Here is a 19,410-nt window from a genome sequence, read left to right as displayed (position 1 = left end):
TGGCAACCGGTGTTGCTTTTCAATAGGTTGGCAACCGGTGTTGCTTGCCAACCGTGTAGGTGGGGCGGTTCCGAGACACGACCCACCTACACGATGTAGGACCTACTGGCGGCGGTACTTCGCCTGAAGCACCAGATCTTCGTCGTGGAATGATTCCGGTGCGATGTTCAACGTGACGTATTCAATGGCTCCGTTGAACGTTCCCTTCGGGGTTTTGTAGTCGGGAACCACAGGGTCGAGGCTGTCCAAACCGACATCAAGCCCTTCGTCGAAGGAGAACAAGGCGGGGACGGTTTTTTCAATTCGGCCGGAGCCAACCACCTGGCCGTCGCAGCGCAACTGCACGTTGCCGCCCCTGCCTGCTCCGCCTCCGTCGTACTCGAAGGTCATCTCCACGACGTGGTTTCCACGCTCAATCGGGGTATCGGACCGAACGCTCATGATCTCCATCCCGACGAAGTTGTGCGCATAGGTGAGCAAACCGTCCACGAAGTAGAAGGACCACCCTCCGAATCCGCCGCCTTGGGCGATGATGGCGCCTTGTGCCGACTCGTCCGCCACTGTCACGCCGGCAGTCACGCTGAAGGAGGTGTTCTTTACGTTGAGCACTGTGTTTTCGTTGAGTCGGGTCATGCCTGGGCGCAGCGTCAGGCTTGTCCTTCCCTGCATGAGATCCGGCCGGCCCGCGATCTTGGGGTCGAAGCGTTCTCGCTGCCTATCGTCCAAGGGGAGGACCTTGTACTTGGTGGCCTCTATGAGGAACCGACCCTTGAGCTCTTCAAGCTTTTCTGGCATTTCGGTGGCCAGGTCATTGGCCTGGGTCCAGTCATCCGGGCCGTAAAGCTCCCACTTGTCCTTGTCGAGGGGCGGGATGTGGTCGTTGGGATCCGGCCAGGGCAGCAGATGCTTCGTAACGGCAGTCCATCCCTCGTGATAGATGCCGCGGTTTCCAGCGATCTCGAAGTACTGCGTGAAGTGTTGCTCTTCGGCATCTGCCGCGTCTTCGCCAAAGGTGTAGGCAAAGCTTGTTCCATCAAGCGGTTTCTGTTCCACGCCGTTGACCTGCTGCGGGGCGGGGAGCCCCGTCATCTCGAGGATTGTCGGTACGATGTCGATCACGTGGGTGAACTGCGGGCGAATCGCACCTGCCGCAACGTGTCCCGGGTACCTGGTAATCATGCCGGTCCTTGTACCGCCCCAGTGCGAGGCGACGATCTTGCTCCACTGGTACGGGGCGTTCATCGCATGCGCCCAGCCCGAAGGCATGTGGCTGAAGGACTTGGGTCCGCCCACTTCGTCCAGATGGGGCTTGATGTCCTCGGTGGTCATGAGGACATTGTTTTGGTAGGCCATTTCATTGAACGTCCCAAACGGGCCGGCCTCGGCCGACGCTCCGTTGTCGCCCAGGATGTAGAAAACAAGCGTGTCGTCCAGGACTTCGATTTCCTCCAGGAAATCCATCAACCGCGTCACTTGGTCGTCAGTGTGGGCCGCCATGGCGGCATAAGCCTCAAAGAGGCGCGTCCCGACCATTCGGTCGTCGTCGCCGAGCTCGTCCCACGACGGGATCAGCGAATTGGGTTCGGTCAGAACCGCTTCTTCAGGGAGGATCCCAAGCTCTTTTTGCCTCTTGAACGTACGTTCGCGCTGTTCGTCGTAGCCGTAGTCGAACGTGCCGCGAACGGCATCAAGATACTGTTGCGGAACGTGATGCGGTGCATGCGTTGCGCCGAATGACAGGTAGGTGAACCACGGCTTGTCCGGAGTCAAGGAATTGAGGTTGCCGAGCCAGGAAATGGCCTGATCGACGAGGTCCTCCGAGAGGTGGTACCCCTCCTCGGGCGTTTTTGGGGGCTCGATATGCTTCGTGCCCTCCACAAGTGCCGGCACCCACTGGCTGGTGTCGCCGCCGAGGAACCCGTAGAACTTCTCGAATCCTTCCCCGGTGGGCCAGCGGTCGAAAGGCCCCGACGGGCTGGTTTCCCACGGCGGGGTTTGATGCATCTTGCCGAACATTCCGGTGGAGTAGCCGTTGAGCCGCAGGGTCTGCGCAATTGTTCCGCAGTCGTCAGGGAGTATCCCGGTGTAGCCGGGGAACGAGGTGGCAACTTCGGCCAGTGCACCCATCTCGGCGTTGTGGTGGTTGCGGCCGGTCATCAGTGCCTGGCGGGTCGGGGAGCACAGCGCCGTCGTGTGGAAACGTGTGTAACTGGTGCCTTCGGCCGCCATCCGTTCGGCCTGAGGCATTCTTGCAGGACCGCCAAATGCGCTGCTTACGCCGAATCCCATGTCATCAACCAAGATCAGCAGCACATTGGGTGCTCCCTTGGGCGGACGCAGCGCGGCTTTGATTGCAGGTTTGCGAGCATGGCGGGCGTCCATTGGCGTGTCTGCGCGAACAGCAGGTTCGACGATCGGCAAACGGAAACGATTGATTGATTCAGCCATGGCACATCCTGTTGGTGGTATTAGTTTCTGCGCTGATATGGGAAGTTGTCATCGTGTGACGGAGTGAGCTACTCGTTTTCACCCTAGCTCCCGGGTGCCGACGGCGGCCAGCAAATTCTCCGTGTCGTTGCCGTGATTCTCTCTACATGGCCTGGAAACAGGCAGATCAGGATTTCGCCGTGAGCGCGGAAGGCCATGAGGGCGAGTTCTGATGCGTACGGGTAGGCTGCCGTGCCGCAGTGGGGCAGTTGTTAGAGTTCAGGTATGCAGATGGTTCGGATTGACGGCGGCGAATTTTCCATGGGTGATGCCCGTTTCTACCGCGACGAACAACCGATCCATCGAAGAACAGTCGAGTCATTTGAACTTGATGTCCACCCGGTAACAGTGGCCCAGTTTGCAGAATTTGTCCGGGAGGCCGGATACGTGACGGTCGCCGAACGCGAAATGGACCCGACTCTCTTCCCCGGGGCGAATCCGGCAGACCTGGTTCCCGGTTCCATGGTTTTCACCCCCACCTCGGGCCCTGTGAACCTTGCTGACTGGCGCGCCTGGTGGCGCTGGGTTCCCGGAGCCTCGTGGCGGAACCCGTGGGGCCCCGGTACTGGAATCGACGGCCTGTTGGAACACCCGGTGACCCAGGTTTCGTTCGAGGACGCAAATGCCTATGCAGCGTGGGCGGGAAAGCGGCTGCCGACGGAAGCCGAATTCGAATACGCTGCCCGCGGGGGCTTGGATGGAACACGCTACGCATGGGGCGATGAACTCACCCCCGGCGGCCGGTTGATGGCCAATACCTGGCAAGGCCGTTTCCCGTATCAAAACACCGGGGCGGCCGGCTGGGTGGGAACCTCGCCCGTCGGCTCGTTCCCAGCCAACGGATATGGGCTGCGGGATGTCATCGGAAATGTCTGGGAGTGGACGAGCGATGAGTACCACCCGTTCCACATTGATCCGGAAGCAGCCTTCGCCGAAGCGGGGGGACGGCCCAACCTGCTGGGGGACCCCGAACCCGCACCGCAACGTCGCGTGCTCAAGGGTGGCTCCCACCTATGCTCCCCGGACTATTGCCTGCGCTATCGCCCAGCCGCCAGGTCGCCGCAAAGCGACGATTCGGCAACGACGCACATCGGTTTCAGGTGTGCCAAGGACCTGTAGGGCATCGCAAGGGCGGATGCCCCTGCGATGCCCTACAGGCGTGCTAGATGCCTAGTTCGTCACGCAGCCGTGCAACGTGGCCGCTGGCGTCCACGTTGTATTCCGCCAGCGAGATGTTTCCCTGGGTGTCCACAACCACCGTGCTGCGCAGGGTTCCGTTGAAGCGTTGGCCGTTGATTTCCTTGGGCCCGAAGGCGCCAAAGCTGATGGCGACTGAATGGTCCGGATCGGAAAGCAGCGGGAAGTTCAGGGATTCTGCTTCTGAGAAGGCAGCCAGCGCCTCGTTCCCGTCGGGGGATATGCCGAGGACTTCGTAGCCGGCCGCACGCAGCGAGTTCAGGTTGTCGCGGAAGTCGCATGCTTCGGTTGTGCATCCTGGCGTTGCCGCCTTCGGGTAGAAGTAGACGACAACGTTCTTTCCGGCGTAGTCGGCCAAGGCGATCGAACGCCCCTGGGAGTCGTTGAGCGTAAACTGCGGTGCTTGCTCTCCGACGGCCAGCTTGGTTGAGAGATCAGGCATGGGCACTCCTTTAATTTCGTATTGTGGTAATTGAATTTCATTCTAGGGCAGCCGAATCAATTGCAACAGGGGGCCGGCGCCTGTCTGCGAACATTGCCGGCGAACCGACCGTCGAAGGTGCTTCAAGACCGCGCGGATATCGCCCCCTGCCGCACCGCTTCGTGGTGCGCCCGCACCCCCTGATATGCGAGCTTTTCGCCCTCCGGGGAAGGGCAAAAATACTCCTGTGGGAGGGTCAAAGTGTCGGCGATCGAGTGTAAAGTGACCAATGCTTCCGCCGAAAACCATCGTCGAGCCATTCCCTCAAAGGCGCCATCAGGCGCCTTGTGGGGCATACACCGAGGACTCCCTAGATGCTCTTAAAACTCATTCTCCGATACTCAAAGCCCTACAAGTGGTGGATCCTGGCCGTGCTGTTCTTCCAGCTGGCAACCACGATCGCCACGTTGTACCTTCCAAGCCTCAACGCACGCATCATTGACACCGGCGTGGTTAAAGGGGACACGGACTTCATCTGGCGCACCGGCGCGGTCATGCTCGCAGTCGCCTTCGTGCAGGTCCTCACCGCCATCGCCGCAGTCTACTTCGGGGCCAAGACGGCCATGGCGATCGGCCGGGACCTGCGTCATTCGGTCTTCGACTCCGTCACCTCCTTCTCCGCACAGGACGTCAACAAATTTGGTGCCGCAACGTTGATCACGCGCGGCACCAACGACGTGCAGCAAGTGCAGATGCTCGTTCTCATGGGACTGAACTTCATGGTCTCGGCACCAATCATGTGCATTGGCGGCATCATCATGGCACTGCGCGAAGACGCCGGACTGTCGTGGCTGGTGTGGGTCTCCGTGCCCGTGCTCATTGCCGTGGTCGGCGTGCTGGTGTTCTTCCTGATGCCGCTCTTCCGCCAGATGCAGGACCGAATCGATGGGATCAACGGGGTGCTGCGCGAGCAGATTACCGGCATCCGGGTCGTTCGCGCCTTCGTGCGCGAGCCGCATGAAACCGAGCGCTTCGAGGACGCCAACGCCAAGCTGACCCGCGTGGGCGTCAGGGTCGGCAACCTCTTTGTCTTGATGTTCCCGTTGATCGGCATGATCCTGCACATCGCCACGGCTTCCGTGCTCTGGTTCGGCGGTGCCCGCGTTGAATCCGGCGACATGCAGATCGGCGCACTCACCGCATTCCTGCAGTACCTGCTGCAGATCCTCATGGCTGTCATGATGGGAACCTTCATGGCCATGATGATCCCGCGCGCCATCGTCTGTGCCGAGCGCATCACCGAGGTCATCACCCTGGAGCCGACGCTCGTCGACCAAACGGAGCGCACTGTCGAGATGACGGAGCCCGGCACCGTCGAGTTCCGCAATGTCACCTTCGGTTACCCCGGTGCCGAGGCCCCGGTGCTCAACGACGTGTCCTTCACCGCCAAGCGCAGTGAAACCACTGCCATCATCGGATCGACGGGTGCGGGAAAGTCCACACTGTTGAACCTGATCCCGCGTCTCTACGACGCAGGGGAGGGCCAGGTACTGGTCGGTGGGGCACCGGTCACGGACCTGACCCGCGCGCAGCTTTCCGCAAGCGTTGCCACGGTCCCGCAGCGGCCCTACCTGTTCTCCGGAACGGTGGCCAGCAACCTGCGCTTCGGCGCCGATGGGGCCACCGACGAGGAGCTCTGGGAAGCGCTCGATGTGGCACAGGCCCATGAATTCGTCACGGCACGCGAGGACGGCCTTGAGGGTCGCATCTCGCAGGGCGGCACCAACGTCTCCGGCGGCCAGCGCCAACGCCTGTGTATTGCCCGCGCGCTCGCGGCCAAGCCGGAGATCTACCTGTTCGACGATTCCTTCTCGGCGCTCGACGTCGCCACCGACGCCCGTTTGCGCTCCGCGCTCAGGGAACCGACCCGGGACGCGGCGGTCATCATCGTCGCCCAGCGTGTCTCGACCATCACCGGTGCCGACCAGATCCTGGTGCTCGACCACGGCGAAATCGTTGCCCGGGGAACCCACGAGGAACTGCTTGAATCCTCGGAGACCTACCAAGAAATCGTGACATCGCAGCTGGCAGCGGAGGAGGTGGCCTAAATGGCGAAACGTACCAAGGAAAACACCGCACCAGCGGTCGAGGTGAACGATGACATCGACGAGTTCGACACCGCCGGGTCATCCGACATGTTCGGCGACTCGGTGCCCGTGCGCAAGGCCAAGCACTTCTGGCCGTCGGCCAAGCGCCTGATCGGCCTGCTGGCCCCCCAAAAGGTCGGCATGAGCCTGGTCCTGCTCCTCGTCACGGCCGGCGTGGTGCTCTCGGTCATTGCCCCGAAGATCCTGGGCAAGGCCATGGACGTCATCTTCGCCGGCTTCTTCAGCAAGCAGATGCCGACGGACGTCCCGGTCGAGCAGATCATCGAGGGACTGCGCGCATCCGGCCAAACCGACCAGGCCGACATGATGGCCACCATGAACCTGGTGCCCGGACAGGGGATCGACTTCCCGCTGCTGAGCCGCTACATCCTGATCGTGCTTGCCATGTACTTCGTGGCATCGCTGTTCATGTGGGCGCAGGGCTGGCTGCTGAACCGGCTGGTCATGAAGGTCGTCTACAAGTTGCGCAAGGACGTCGAGGACAAGCTCAACAAACTCCCGTTGAACTACTTCGACACCCGCCAGCGCGGCGACCTGCTCTCCCGCGTGACGAACGACGTGGACAACATCCAGAACGCGTTGCAGCAGGCTGTCAGCCAGCTGGTCCAGTCGCTGCTCACTGTCATCGGCATCGTGATCATGATGTTCATCGTCTCGTGGCAAATGGCGCTCATCGCGTTGATCGCGTTGCCGCTCTCCGCCGTTGCCGCGGGCGTCATCGGATCACGTGCACAAGGACTGTTCACCGCACAGTGGAAGAACACCGGTGCGCTGAACGGGCAGATCGAGGAATCCTTCTCCGGCCACGACCTGATGAAGGTCTTCGGGCGTGAGAAAGACATGCTCGATCGCTTCCACGAGAAGAACGACGAGCTCTACAAGGCGTCCTTCGGTGCCCAGTTCGTGTCGGGCATGATCTTCCCGGTCATGACCTTCGTTTCCTACCTGGCCTATGTGGGGATTGCCGTCGTCGGCGGTCTGCGCGTGGCATCGGGCCAGATGAGCCTGGGCGACGCGACGGCGTTCATCCAGTACTCACGCGAATTCACGCAACCGCTCGGACAGATGGCCGGCATGGCCAACATGTTGCAGTCGGGCGTGGCTTCCGCGGAGCGGACCTTCGAGCTTCTTGACGCCGAGGAGCAGGACGCCGACACCGTCACCGACAAGCTGCCGGCACGCACGGACGGGCACGTCGAGTTCGAGAACGTCAGCTTCTCCTACTCCCCGGACAAGCCGCTGATCGAGAACCTTTCCTTCGAGGCGCACCCGGGCCACACCGTGGCCATCGTCGGTCCCACCGGCGCGGGCAAGACCACGCTAGTCAACCTGGTGATGCGCTTCTACGAGCTCAACTCCGGCCGCATCACCCTCGACGGGGTCGACATCACCGCCATCTCGCGGGCCGACCTGCGCTCGAAGGTCGGAATGGTGTTGCAGGACGCCTGGCTGTTCGGCGGGTCCATCATGGAAAACATCCGCTACGGACGGCTCGAGGCTACCGACGAGGAGGTCATGGCCGCGGCCAAGGCCACCTTCGTCGACAGGTTCGTCCGCGCCCTGCCCGACGGCTACGAGACGGTCATCGACGAGGAAGGCACCAACGTGTCGGCCGGTGAGAAGCAGCTGATCACGATCGCCCGCGCGTTCGTGGCCAACCCCTCGTTGCTGATCCTGGACGAGGCAACCTCGAGCGTCGACACGCGCACCGAGCTGTTGGTGCAGCACGCCATGGCGGCGCTGCGCAGCGACAGGACCAGCTTCGTGATTGCGCACCGACTCTCAACGATCCGCGATGCCGACACCATCCTGGTGATGGAGGAAGGCAAGATCGTCGAACAGGGCAGCCACCACGAACTGCTCGAAGTTCGCGGTGCCTACTACCGCCTGTACCAGTCCCAGTTCGCCGGACCGGTGGAGGACGACGCGGTGTCGGCAGGTGGGGGAGCACCCCTGGAGGGAGTGCCTGCGCCGGAGGACGAACCGGAGTCCGGAGCCACAAGCTAGCGCCAGCTGGTCTGCCCGAAGAAGGAGGGGCCGAACGCCGGCGGTACATGGGACAGTGTCCCGCATACCGCAAGCGTTCGGCCCCTTTCTTTGGAGTCGGTTTGCCCACTGACGCATCCAGTGGCGTACGGCGGTTCGGCCGTGCCCGGCGGGTTGGCTGGCTGTGCGTGCCGGCCGATTATCGTTTTGTCGCCTTCACGCGCTTTTTGAGAAACACGAGTGGCAGCAACCATGCGCCAAGCGTTGTGGTTGCCAACACCACGAGCGGGGCAAGAAGCCAGGTCTCGAGCCCATGGATCCGCAGGCCGCCATGGAAGAGCTGGGCGATAAAGAGCGCAGCAAACGTGGAGAACAGGCCGACGCCCGCGGAAGCCAGCGGCGCGAACCTTGAGGTTGTCCATGACCCCACGTGCGCCAGCACCGAGTGGGTCACGGCGAACACCGTGACGGCGACGAGGAACCCGCCGGCCGTGAGCGTGAACCCTGGCAGCACCCAGGAGGTAATCAGCAAGCCCAGCGCCGAGGTTCCGAGGTAGATGCAGATTCGAATCAGGAAAGTTTTCATGGTGCCGATCGTTTGGTGCTGGCTGGGCCGCGTGGGGGAGCCGGCGGCTCGGGTTGAGAGAGGTGTCGCTGGAACCCCGCGACCCAAAAAGGCTGGCCGGATGCCTGGGGCATCCGGCCAGCCGGAGTGGCAACGATACTTCCGCTATGCCTGTGGCTGCGTCGTGTGGAGGTTGCCGAGGGCACGCACCTTGAGGTGCTCGTATTCCTCCGCGGTGATGGTTCCGCTGTCGAGAAGCGCCTTGGCCTTGGCGATTTCGTCGCTCGGGCTGACCTGCGCCACGTTGCGGATGTAGTCCTCGGCGGCGACGGTGCTGTCGACGGCGGCCTTGTGGCTGCGTTCGGCCATGTTCTTGCCGCGGAAAATCAGGTAGGCAAGGGCCGTAAGGAACGGGACGAAGATCAAGGCAACGAGCCACAATGCCTTCCACCACCCATTGAGTTCACGATCGCGGAACAGGTCGGTGACGATCGAGAAGATCGCGATCAAGTAGGCAATGAAAACAAAAGACCAAACGAAAAACCAGATTATGTTCCAAAATGATGACCAAAATTCCACGGTCGTTCTCCTAATGGCTGTGGAGCTTTCGACAGCCCCGAGAATGGAAATACTGCATGGTTGCAAATATTGCAGTTTCAGTCTTGGACATTGGATTCGATCTTGTCAACATGCACTTAATATGGGTATGCAATTCCAATGCCGGTGCTTCCCAAACCAACTGCCCGCATGTGGGTACCGGGATTGGGAAGCGGCCCGCTAAGGTCTGATCGGTGCACAGAATGACCCGGTCCGGGCAGTTCGGGCCAAGACATGATCGGGGACCGTCCCGTCCGGGACCCGCGATTAGAGGAGGGTCAAGCCGTTGCCAAGGATGACGAACCCAATGACGACCATGACCAAGATCGTGATGATGCGGTTGTTCTGGAGAATCCAATCCCGCACCACTTCCAGCCGGGGCTGGGCGCTCGCGGGATTCACTATCGCATAGAGCACGGGAATACCGATCGTTGATGCGGAAATCACCGTGTACACGACCAGCGCAACGGCCCAGCTTCCTGCAGTGAGTGGCTGGGCAGTCAGTACCACGCCCGCCGCGGCGCTGAGCAGCAGTGCCTTGGGCCGCAGGTTCAGGGCAAAGGCGAAACCAAAGGCCTGCCACGGCCGTACGGCGCCGACGACCCGCAACCACTTGGGCATTTCCTGGGTGGCGTTGCGGTCCGATCGCCGCCACAGCGCCAGCGCGAACGCCTCGAGGGAAATGCCGATGACGATTTGGGCGAGAGCGAAGGTGAAATCGGGATGGCGCTTTTCGGTCGCGGGGAAGGCGGCCGCGCCGGCCGAGAAGGCCACCGCCAGCGCGGCGATGCCGAGAACCCAGCCTGCCAGGTAGGCGATGGACGAATTACGTGGTGTCGGGGAAAGCAGGATCAGCAGAACCGCCATGATGGGCACCGAACTGATCGCCACTGCCACGGCCAGGGGCAGCAAATGCCCAATGGCTTGGAGAATCATGCAGGTGTACCCTCTCGTGCGCCGACAAACATGCAACAATCATATGAGCGTCCTCCCGGTGCCTCCCCACCCGGAGACGATGACGTCGGGGACCAATCGTCCCAAAACCTGAACGACACCCCCTTCCCGGTCTTTCCGGAGGGGGCGGTGCATCATCGGCCGAAAGGGACGGACCGTGAAAGGCTCCCATCGAGGGACAATGATCCTGGTGGCGCTGGCCGCCGCAACCGTAGCTGCCATGGGAATGCATGCGATCGGCGGCATCCTGGCCCCGGTCCTGCTCACCCTGGTCCTGACGATCTGCGCGCACCCAGTGCGGGTGGCGCTGGAGCGCTGGGGAGTGCCGCACGGGCTGGCGACGGGTTCCGTGATCCTGGTGGTGTTCCTGCTGCTGGCGGGATTCATCTTCACACTCATCATCGCCTTCGCACAGTTCGCCACGATGCTCCCGCAATATTCCGGGCAGCTCGCCCAGCTCGGCACGGTGATCGGGCAGTGGCTGGCCTCCATCGGGATCGGACCCGAGCAGATCCAGGGCATCCTCAAGGGGATTAACCCGGGCAGCATCGTGGGCTTCGTGACGGGCTTCTTCGGAAGCCTGCTCGGGATCACCGGATCCCTGGTGGTCATCCTGACGATGCTGATCCTGATGGCCGCCGACGCCATGTACGTCCCGACGATCCTGCGCCAACTGCGTGCCAAGCAGCCTGACCTGGTAGTCGCGCTAACCGACTACGCCACGGGCGTGCGCCGCTACATGGTTGTCACCACGGCGCTGGGCATCGCCCAGGGCGTCCTCAACAGCCTCGTGCTCTTCATCCTGCATGTTCCGGCCGCGATCCTGTGGGGGTTGCTGGCGTTCCTGTGCAGCTTCATTCCGAACGTCGGATATTTCCTTGCGATAATTCCGCCGCTGGCATTCGGGTACTTCGTGGGCGGGTGGCCCACCGTGATCGCCGTGGTGATCACGTACGGTCTGATCAACGCTGTTGTGCAGTCCATCATCCAGCCCCGCGTCGTCGGAAACGCCGTGGCGCTGAGCCAGACCCTGACGTTCTTCTCGGTGTTGTTCTGGGCGCTCGTGCTCGGGCCCGTGGGTGCCATCCTGGCCATCCCGTTGACGTTGTTCGTCCGCGCCCTGCTGGTGGACTCCAACCCGAACGCGCGGCACTGGCGTCCGGCCCTGGGAGACGTCACCGAAACCCGCCAACTGCTCCTTAAGGACGACGCCGAGGCGAAGGCGGCGCGGCGCTCGAAGCGCGGGCAACACGGCGAGCACGCCGCAACCTGAACCGGCGGAACGCCGTGCCGCGACCAGTGGCCGCAAAGCTGGTCCGCTCTCGCGGCGGGACACCCCGAAAAACCTCTAAGCGCCAAGGATCCGGACCCGACTCGGTAATGTAGGGTTCGCATTAGCTGGGTGGTGCCTGCACGGTTCCTGACCCGGAACCGGGCGGGAAACAGCGCCTGGCCCGGGCGGCGCCGGAGCGGTCGCCGCCGGAAGACATCAACGCCACCTTCACAAGGAAACAATCATGCGCAAGACCGCAAAGCTTTTCACCTCGCTCACCTTGACCGCCGTGCTGGGCGCCTCCCTGGCCGCATGCAGCTCCACCCCGGAGGAAAACACCGCCGCGGCGTGCGACTCCTACGCGGCATTCGTCGGTGCCGTCGCCGAAGTGAAGACCTCGCTGACCAGCGCCCCGACCGTCGGCGAAATCAAGGAAGCCCGCGACAAGGTCGCCTCCAGCTACGCAGATCTGCAGAAGTCGCTGGAAAAGGTCGAGGCGGACCGCAAGGATGCCCTTGACGCCGCCTGGAAGAACCTCGACAAGGCCGTTTCCGACGTGGATTCGGACATGACGGTCCCGCAGGCCAAGGACTCTGTCTCGGACGACATCGCCGGCGTCGAGACCGCACAGAAGGGCATCAGCGAAGCACTCAAGTGCTAACGCTGTAGCCGGGCGGCGCCCGGACGCGGAAACACCTCCGCAGCCGTGCGCCGGCGTGACGCGGCACAGCCGCGTCAAGCCGGGACCGGGTGAGAATGCCAACGCGTTGCGCCGTCGGTGCGCGGTCCCAATGCGGCATAAACTATTGGCCATGTCTTCACCGGTTAAAGCCCCCCGCATGCCTGCCTTCACGGAACCCACCACCCAAGGCTCGGGGGACCTGACCGGGCTCGATCTCGACGGCCGGGCCGAGGGGCTGCTCTTTGAATCCGACGACGCCGACGGCGTCGACCTGGAGGACGCGGTCTTCACCGAGTGCATCTTCCGTTCGGTCGCGCTGCAGGGCGCCCCGATGGCCAGGGTGACCTTCGGGGACTGCCGCCTCGAGGAGGTCAACGCCCCGGTGCTCGAGGCCCCGGATTCGGGATGGTGGAACACCGCCGTTGTCGGCGGGCGCATCGGGTCGGCCGAACTCTACGGGGCGACGTTCCGCTCGGTGCTTTTCGAGCGCGCGAAGCTCGGCTACCTGAACCTGCGCCGCGCCAAGATCAAGGACGTGGTCTTCCGCGACGTGCACATCGAGGAACTCGACGCCGGCACCGCAAACCTGGAGCGCGTCTCCTTCATCGACTGCACCGTCGACACGCTGGTGCTCAACGGCGCCAAGCTCAAGGACGTGGACCTGCGCGGGGCCCGGCTGCGCGCGATCTCGGGCATCTCCTCGTTGAAGGGCGCCACCGTCACCTACGAGCAGCTCATGGACCTGGCCCCGATCCTGGCCGCCGAACTGGGCCTGCGCGTCGAATAGAACCGCGGCGCCGGTGGAGCACCCGCCCAGCTTGGCTCGATAGGGTAGGGGTTATGCAGCAACCGCACCCCCAGCAGTACTACGTGCCGCCCCTGCCGCGGCCGCGCCAGCCAGTCTTCGACCCCGGCCGGATGCGCCGTGGGGACTGGGTGGTCCTCGGGCTCTACCTGGGGCTTTTCATCCTGGGCGGGGCAGGACTGATCACCCTGGTCCCGGGGTTCACCGGGGCCTTCAAGGACCAGGAATCGGCGGCCTTCGCGGTGAACCTCATCGCCTACGTCGTGCTCTTCACCGGCGCCATGATCATGGGTTTCGACGCCTTGCGCAGCTCCTTTGCGACATTCAGGCACCAACCGTGGGTCAAGGTCCCGATGATCCCCGGGGCCTGGTTCGCCACGCTGGTGGTCGGGGCGATTGCCATGGCGCTGGTCGGCAACCCGGTGAAGAGCGAGAACCAGCTGGCCCTCGAGGGCATGACGCGATCGGTGCCGTTCGCGACGATGTACGTTGTCACGGCGCTGCTGGGGCCGTTCGTGGAGGAGTACGTCTTCCGGCACCTGCTGATCGGCAAACTGAGCCGCAGGATCAACGTGTGGGTGTGCGTGGCGCTGTCCGCCGTCCTGTTCACCGGCCTGCACTTCGTCGGCGCCGGGTCCTTCGACGTCACCTCGGCGATCCCCTACACGACGCTGGGCATCATGATGTCCGTGGCCTATGTCCTCACCGGCAAGTCGCTGGCCTACTCCTACATCCTGCACGTCTTCAACAACTCGGTGGCGCTTGTCATTTCCTACACGCTGCTGCCGCTTTTCCAGCAGTAGGCCGGAGGCACCGGAACACGTGACGGGCATCCAGGGGGACGGAGGGACTCCGTGGCAGGGGCACCTGCACGGCAGCAGCGGCTACAGGCGCATGATCCTGGCGCTCTTCGCCGCCGGCGTTGCCACGTTCTCGCAGCTGTACTCGGTCCAGGGCGTGCTGCCCGAGCTCTCGCGCGACCTGGGCATCGGCCAGTCGCAGGCGGCCCTCGCCGTTTCCGCGGCAACCCTGGGCCTTGCCTGCTCGGTGCTGGGGTGGTCGCTGCTGGCCGACCGCATGGGCCGGCTGCGCACCATGACGATCGCCGTGGTGTGCGCGGTGGTGCTGGGGCTGGCGGTGCCGTTCTCCCCGGGCTTCGAATGGCTGCTGGCCCTGCGCTTCGTCGAGGGTCTGGCGCTGGGCGGCATCCCGGCCGTCGCGCTGGCCTACCTGGCCGAGGAGGTCTCCCACCTGCATGCGGCGGTGGCCGCCGGGACCTACATTTCCGGCACGAGCCTCGGAGGGCTCTCCGGCCGCCTTGTCGCAGGTCCGCTGAGCGAGTTCTGGAACTGGCGGGTGGGCACGCTGGTGGTCAGCGTGCTGGCGGCCATCGCCGCGACGGTGTTCATTGCCGTGGCCCCGAAGCCGAGGGGTTTCACCCCGGTTCCCTGGTCCAGCCCGCACGCTGTCCCGCTGTGGAAAAAGCTGTGGATGAACCTGCGCGGGGGCAAGCTGCCGGTGCTCTACGCCCAGGGTTTCCTGCTCATGGGCGGGTTCGTGGCGGTGTTCAACTACCTGGGCTTCCGGCTGGAGGCGCCGCCGTTCCTGATCCCCGCGTCGCTGGCCTCGCTGGTGTTCATTGCCTACCTCTCCGGCACCTGGTCCTCGCGTGCCTCCGGGGCGCTCGTGGGGCGCTTCGCCCGGCTGCCGGTGCTGCTCGGGTCCACCGGGGTGATGCTCGCCGGGCTGCTTGTCACGCTCGTCGACTGGCTCCCGACGGTGGTGGCCGGCATGCTGCTGTTCACCGCAGGGTTCTTTGCCGCCCACGCGGTCGCCAGCGGGTGGATCCCGCTGGTGGCGGTCGGCGGGCGGGCGCAGGCCGCAAGCCTGTACAACCTTGCCTACTACGGCGGTTCCTCGCTCTTCGGCTGGGCCATAGGCCTGGCCTTCGACGCCGGAGGATGGCCCGCGCTGTGCCTTGCCGTCTCCGCGCTGCTGGTGGCGGCGGCGGCGCTGGCGCTGCTGGGGTTGCGGCACGCGGAACCCGTGGCCTAGCGGGCGGGGCCCGGGCCGTACGCGTTCCGACGGGGTACGCCGGTAGGCTTGGCCCGTGAGTTCAGCAGCTGGAAACAAGGTTTCACCGCACGAGTCGTCCCGGGGACTGGGCCGCACCATCCTGGCGCTCGCCGTTCCGGCGCTGGGCGCGCTGATCGCCGAACCGCTCTTCCTGCTGGCCGACACCGCCATCATCGGGCACCTGGGCATCAACGAACTGGCCGGCGCGGGCCTGGGGACCACGGTGCTGCAGACGGCGGTGGGCCTCATGGTCTTCCTGGCCTATTCGACAACCCCGGCGGTGGCCCGCTCGATAGGTGCCGGGGAGACCGGCAAGGCCATGGCGGCGGGCCGCGACGGCATCTGGCTGGCGCTGGGCCTGGGCGTGATCCTTGCGGTGGCGGGTTTCCTGGGTGCCGAGCCGCTGGCCGCGGCCATGGGTGCCGAGGGCCCCGTGCTCGGCTTCGCCGTCGACTACATCAGGTACTCGACCTTCGGGATCCCGGCGATGCTGCTGGTGCTCGCCGCGACGGGCGTGCTGCGAGGCATGCAGGACACCAAGACCCCGCTCTACGTTGCCGGCATCGGGTTCGGCGTCAACGTCGTGCTGAACTTCGTCCTGGTGTACCCGCTGGGAATGTCCGTGGCCGGTGCGGCGCTGGGCACCTCGATCGCCCAGTGGGGCATGGCCGCGGTGTACCTGTGGATGCTGGTGCCGCGGATCCGCGCGGCCGGCCAGTCGCTGGCCCCGCACGGGCGCGGGGTGCTGGGCACCGGGCAGGTGGGCTCTTGGCTCATGCTGCGCACGCTGAGCCTGCGTCTGGCCCTGATTGCGACGGTGTGGGTGGCCACCGGGCAGGGGGCGCTCACGCTCGCGGCGCACCAGCTGGTGTTCACGGTCTTCACGTTCATGGCCTTCGCCCTCGACGCGCTGGCGATCGCCGCCCAGGCGCTGATCGGCAAGGAGCTCGGCGCCGCCAACGAACAGCGGGCGCGGCTGCTGACGCGGACCATGTGCCGCTGGGGCGTGTACTTCGGGCTGGCCACCGGCGCGGTGCTGGCCGTGGCCGCGCCGTTTGCCGGGGCGCTGTTCACCACCGACGACTCGGTGCACCAGGCGACGATGGCGGGGATCTGGGTGCTTGCCGCCGCGCAGCCGCTGTGCGGGCTGGTCTTCGTGCTCGACGGGGTGCTGATCGGCGCCGGGGACGCCCGCTACCTGGCAGTTGTCGGGATGGTGAACCTGGTGGTGTACCTTCCCATGCTCTACGCCGTCACGCGCTTCGAGCACCACGGGGTTTCGGCAGTGGTGTGGATCTGGGTGGCCTTCGGGCTCGGCTTCATGGCCTCGCGCGCGGCGACGCTCTCCTGGAGAGTGCGCAACGACGCCTGGATGCGGCTGGGCGTTTGAACTTCACGGGCCCGGCACAGCGCGTCTGAACCCCGAACCTACGCCATTGACGCCGGGTGGCCCGGCCGGGGGACAGGGCGCGGGCGTGCCGCGTCGGCGAAGTCCAGTGTGATCCGGGCGCCGGGGCCGTTGGAGAGCTGTACCCGGGCACCCATGGCCGCGGCCTGGCCGCAGGCGATGGTCAGGCCCAGCCCGATCCCGCCGCCCTTTGACACGTAGCGCTCCGGGCCCGTCGCCAGGATGAAGGAGGGGAAGCCGGGGCCCTGGTCGAAGACCTCAAGGCGCCCCGGGGAGCTGCGCAGCACCACCGGCCCGGCGCCGTGGGTGAGCGCGTTGCGGACCAGGTTCTCCAGGATCCGCTCCAGGCGGCGCGGCTCCAGCCACACGGTGGAATCCGGTGCCTCGAGCTCCAGCACCAGCGACGTCCCCTGGTTCGGGCAGTGGTCCCTGACGCGGGAGACGATGCCGCCGACGCAGGCATCCAGCCCGGTGGCCACCAGGTCGATGGCCTCGGTGCCGGATTCGAGCCGCGAGACCTCCAGCAGGTCCTCGATCAGCGTGCGCAGCTTGGCCACCCGGTCCTGGACCAGTTCGGTGGGCCGGGAGTCCGGAAGCAGGCTGGCCGCCGTGACAAGGCCCGTCAGGGGGGTGCGCAGCTCGTGGGCCAGGTCGGCGGTGAAGCGCTGCTCCGCGGCGATCTTCGCTGTGAGCTCCGCCGCCATGACGTCCACCGCCGCGGCGAACTCGTCGACCTCGTCCCGGCCGACGAAGGGCGGGCCGATGGCCTCTTCCACGACGATCTGCCGCTGCCCGGCGGCGATGGCCCGGGCCGCGTGCGCCCCGTGCGCCAGGCGCCGCACCAGGCTGGAGGCGACAAGGATGCCCAGCGCGGAGACGACGAAGAGCGTGGCGATGCCGGCCCAGAACAACGCGGTGTCCATCTGCGTGCGCACCTGCAGGCTTCCGGCCTGGGAGACGGAGAGCGAGAGGATCGCGGGCTGGGAGCCGAGCTCCACGGGGGCGGCGGCGAAGATCACCGGCATCCCCTCCAGCGTGCCCCGGTAGGTCACCAGGTCCCCGGCGCGTGCCGCCTCCCGGGCCTGTTGCGGCAGGGCCGGGTCGTTGACGGTGGCGCCCAGCACGCTGATGCCAGTCTCGCCCAGGATCTTCACCGCCTGCTGCAGCGAGGCGGTGGCCTCCTCGCGCAGCCGCTGTTCCTCGGAGGTGTTGATCATCTGGCGCACCAGCAGTGCGGAGACCAGCAGCGCCATGAACACCGACACCGTTGTGACAAGCGTGATCTTCCAGCGCAGGCTCATGCGCGCTCACCCATGGAGGCGGTACCCGAAGCCGCGCACGGTCTCCACGCGCGCCGCCCCGATCTTGCGGCGCAGGCGCTGCACGTGGACGTCGATGACGCGGTGGTCGCTGTCCCAGCCGTGGCCCCAGACCTCCGTGAGGATCTCCGTGCGGGAGACCACCCCGCCCGGGTCCGCGCCCAGGACCAGCAGGATGCGCATCTCGGTGGGGGTCAGGTGCACTTCCTTCCCGTCCAGCGTGACGCTGAGCCGGTGCGGGTCGATGTCCAGCCCCGTCGCCGGGACCTGCGGCGCCTCGGCGGCGGCCACCGGTGCGGGAACGGGTTCGCGGGTGCGGCGCAGCACCGCGCGCAGCCGCGCATCGAGGACCTGCAGGTCGAAGGGCTTGGCCAGGTAGTCGTCGGCCCCGGCATCCAGTCCGTTGACCATGTCGATGCCGTCCCCGCGCGCGGAGACCATGATCACCGGGACGGTGCTGAACTCGCGCAGCGCGCGGCAAACCTGGGTGCCGTTCATGGTGGGCAGCATGACATCGAGCAGCACGGCATCCACCGGGTCGGTGGCCTGCTGCGCCTTAAGCCACTGGAGGCCCTCCAGCCCGTCGCCGATGCCCTCCACCCGGTAGCCGAGCCGGGAGAGCCCCAGTGTCGTGGCCTCGCGGATGACCTCGTCGTCCTCGATCATGAGCAACCGGATTCCCGGGGTCTGCATCACATCTCTCCTTCGGGGCCCGCGTAGTCGACGGGGCTCTTGAACGTGTCTCCCTCGATGAACCTGCCGTCCTGGTAGCGGAAGAGCCGCACCGACCAGCCCGAGGGGCAGCACATGGGGTCCTGCGGTTCGTAGATCGCTTCCTGCGCCACCAGGCTGCCGTCGCTGCCGGAGGTCAGGTAGATGTCCGAGCCGCCCACCGCCAGCACGATCCTCGGGGTCCCGGCGTCGTTGCGGATGACGAAGGACGCGAAGCTGTAGCTGTCCCCGGCGGTGCTCACCGAATAGACCTGGAAGCGCTCGCCGGCGGCCTCGTGGCTGGGCAGGGCTATCACGCAGCGGGCGCAGGTGCTGAGGTATTCGTGGATCTCGGCCGGATCCGCTCCGTCGGCGCGCAGGCCGCTGAGGTCGGTTTCCAGCAGCAGGCTGCGGACCTGCGCGGGGGTGAACGGCTTTTCCCAGGCCGCGGGCTCCTCGGGGTTGGGGGTCTGCCGTGTTGCCGCCGACTCCGGGGACGAGGCACCGGCGGAGGGCACCTCCACGCGCAAGGCGCTGCCCGTGGAACAGGCACCAAGCATCACGCAGATGACCATGGCCAGGACAATGCCCGGGCCGCGGCGCAGTGCCATGGCGTTCCTTTCGGAGGGAGTGCGGACCCCGGCGCATTTTCGGGGGTCAGTGCCATTATGCCCGGTTGCCTGCGAAGGAATCGTGAAGAAATGCGGTTCCCACCTGTCGATTGCGTAACAACTTCGTGTGTTGTTCGAGACGTCCCCGGC

17 protein-coding genes are annotated in these 19,410 nt (G+C 65.2%); 9 read left to right on the top strand and 8 right to left on the bottom strand.

Annotation, left to right across the window (positions count from 1 at the left end):
* Positions 1 to 102 precede the first annotated feature (102 nt).
* Complete coding sequence (locus ACSYDW_RS06575) at positions 103 to 2,448, bottom strand: arylsulfatase (RefSeq protein WP_438337910.1); 2,346 nt, start codon at positions 2,446 to 2,448, stop codon at positions 103 to 105.
* Positions 2,449 to 2,712: 264 nt separating this feature from the next.
* Here ACSYDW_RS06575 and ACSYDW_RS06570 point away from each other — a divergent pair, with 264 nt between their 5' ends.
* Entirely contained in the window at positions 2,713 to 3,606 is an 894-nt protein-coding gene (locus ACSYDW_RS06570; RefSeq protein WP_438337909.1) for a formylglycine-generating enzyme family protein, read from the top strand.
* 43 nt (positions 3,607 to 3,649) lie between these two features.
* Here ACSYDW_RS06570 and bcp read toward each other — a convergent pair whose 3' ends face one another.
* Positions 3,650 to 4,126 (bottom strand): thioredoxin-dependent thiol peroxidase, encoded by a 477-nt coding sequence (bcp, locus tag ACSYDW_RS06565; RefSeq protein ID WP_438337908.1) that lies wholly within the window; start codon positions 4,124 to 4,126, stop codon positions 3,650 to 3,652.
* A 353-nt stretch (positions 4,127 to 4,479) separates the two neighbouring features.
* Between bcp and ACSYDW_RS06560 the strand changes: the two genes are divergently transcribed.
* Both ACSYDW_RS06560 and ACSYDW_RS06555 read left to right on the top strand, forming a co-directional pair.
* Positions 4,480 to 6,213 carry an ABC transporter ATP-binding protein gene (locus ACSYDW_RS06560; protein ID WP_438337907.1) on the top strand — a complete coding sequence of 578 codons (1,734 nt, stop codon included), beginning with the start codon at positions 4,480 to 4,482 and terminating at the stop codon, positions 6,211 to 6,213.
* The gene (locus ACSYDW_RS06555) at positions 6,214 to 8,280 is read left to right on the top strand and encodes an ABC transporter ATP-binding protein (protein ID WP_438337906.1); all 2,067 of its coding nucleotides are present in this window, start codon (positions 6,214 to 6,216) and stop codon (positions 8,278 to 8,280) included. It abuts the gene before it with no gap.
* A 178-nt stretch (positions 8,281 to 8,458) separates the two neighbouring features.
* On the opposite strand, the gene ACSYDW_RS06550 is transcribed toward ACSYDW_RS06555, so the two are convergent.
* The 3 genes from ACSYDW_RS06550 to ACSYDW_RS06540 form a co-directional block, all read right to left on the bottom strand.
* The gene (locus ACSYDW_RS06550; protein ID WP_438337905.1) at positions 8,459 to 8,845 is read right to left on the bottom strand and encodes a phage holin family protein; all 387 of its coding nucleotides are present in this window, start codon (positions 8,843 to 8,845) and stop codon (positions 8,459 to 8,461) included.
* A gap of 144 nt (positions 8,846 to 8,989) precedes the next feature.
* Entirely contained in the window at positions 8,990 to 9,334 is a 345-nt protein-coding gene (locus tag ACSYDW_RS06545; protein WP_438337904.1) for an SHOCT domain-containing protein, read from the bottom strand.
* Positions 9,335 to 9,688: 354 nt separating this feature from the next.
* Entirely contained in the window at positions 9,689 to 10,333 is a 645-nt protein-coding gene (locus tag ACSYDW_RS06540; RefSeq protein WP_438337903.1) for a GAP family protein, read from the bottom strand.
* Positions 10,334 to 10,532: 199 nt separating this feature from the next.
* On the opposite strand from ACSYDW_RS06540, the gene ACSYDW_RS06535 reads away from it, so the two are divergent.
* The 6 genes from ACSYDW_RS06535 (at position 10,533) to ACSYDW_RS06510 (ending at position 16,601) form a co-directional block, all read left to right on the top strand.
* Positions 10,533 to 11,648, top strand: coding sequence for an AI-2E family transporter (locus ACSYDW_RS06535; RefSeq protein WP_438337902.1), 1,116 nt, complete (start codon positions 10,533 to 10,535; stop codon positions 11,646 to 11,648).
* Between the two features lie 244 nt (positions 11,649 to 11,892).
* Complete coding sequence (locus ACSYDW_RS06530) at positions 11,893 to 12,309, top strand: hypothetical protein (protein WP_438337901.1); 417 nt, start codon at positions 11,893 to 11,895, stop codon at positions 12,307 to 12,309.
* 178 nt (positions 12,310 to 12,487) lie between these two features.
* Positions 12,488 to 13,117, top strand: coding sequence for a pentapeptide repeat-containing protein (locus ACSYDW_RS06525; RefSeq protein WP_438337900.1), 630 nt, complete (start codon positions 12,488 to 12,490; stop codon positions 13,115 to 13,117).
* Between the two features lie 53 nt (positions 13,118 to 13,170).
* Positions 13,171 to 13,938, top strand: a complete 768-nt coding sequence (locus ACSYDW_RS06520) for a CPBP family intramembrane glutamic endopeptidase (RefSeq protein WP_438337899.1) — start codon at positions 13,171 to 13,173, stop codon at positions 13,936 to 13,938.
* Between the two features lie 91 nt (positions 13,939 to 14,029).
* Positions 14,030 to 15,190, top strand: a complete 1,161-nt coding sequence (locus ACSYDW_RS06515; RefSeq protein ID WP_438337955.1) for an MFS transporter — start codon at positions 14,030 to 14,032, stop codon at positions 15,188 to 15,190.
* 55 nt (positions 15,191 to 15,245) lie between these two features.
* On the top strand, positions 15,246 to 16,601 hold the full coding sequence (locus ACSYDW_RS06510; protein WP_438337898.1) for an MATE family efflux transporter: 1,356 nt from the start codon (positions 15,246 to 15,248) through the stop codon (positions 16,599 to 16,601).
* A gap of 38 nt (positions 16,602 to 16,639) precedes the next feature.
* Here the strand turns inward: ACSYDW_RS06510 and ACSYDW_RS06505 are convergent, their stop codons facing one another.
* From ACSYDW_RS06505 to ACSYDW_RS06495, 3 genes are read right to left on the bottom strand one after another with little or no spacing between them, the layout of a single operon-like run.
* Entirely contained in the window at positions 16,640 to 17,920 is a 1,281-nt protein-coding gene (locus ACSYDW_RS06505; RefSeq protein WP_438337897.1) for a sensor histidine kinase, read from the bottom strand.
* 6 nt (positions 17,921 to 17,926) lie between these two features.
* The gene (locus ACSYDW_RS06500) at positions 17,927 to 18,631 is read right to left on the bottom strand and encodes a response regulator transcription factor (RefSeq protein WP_438337896.1); all 705 of its coding nucleotides are present in this window, start codon (positions 18,629 to 18,631) and stop codon (positions 17,927 to 17,929) included.
* Complete coding sequence (locus ACSYDW_RS06495) at positions 18,631 to 19,260, bottom strand: hypothetical protein (protein ID WP_438337895.1); 630 nt, start codon at positions 19,258 to 19,260, stop codon at positions 18,631 to 18,633. The genes ACSYDW_RS06500 and ACSYDW_RS06495 overlap by 1 nt, the downstream gene beginning before the upstream one ends.
* Positions 19,261 to 19,410 lie beyond the last annotated feature (150 nt).

Source organism: Paeniglutamicibacter selenitireducens, from assembly GCF_051550675.1.
In the GTDB taxonomy this organism is placed as follows: Bacteria; Actinomycetota; Actinomycetes; order Actinomycetales; family Micrococcaceae; genus Paeniglutamicibacter.
The sequence above is the reverse complement of the archived record's forward strand: the minus strand, read 5'-3'. Positions and strand labels throughout refer to the sequence as shown.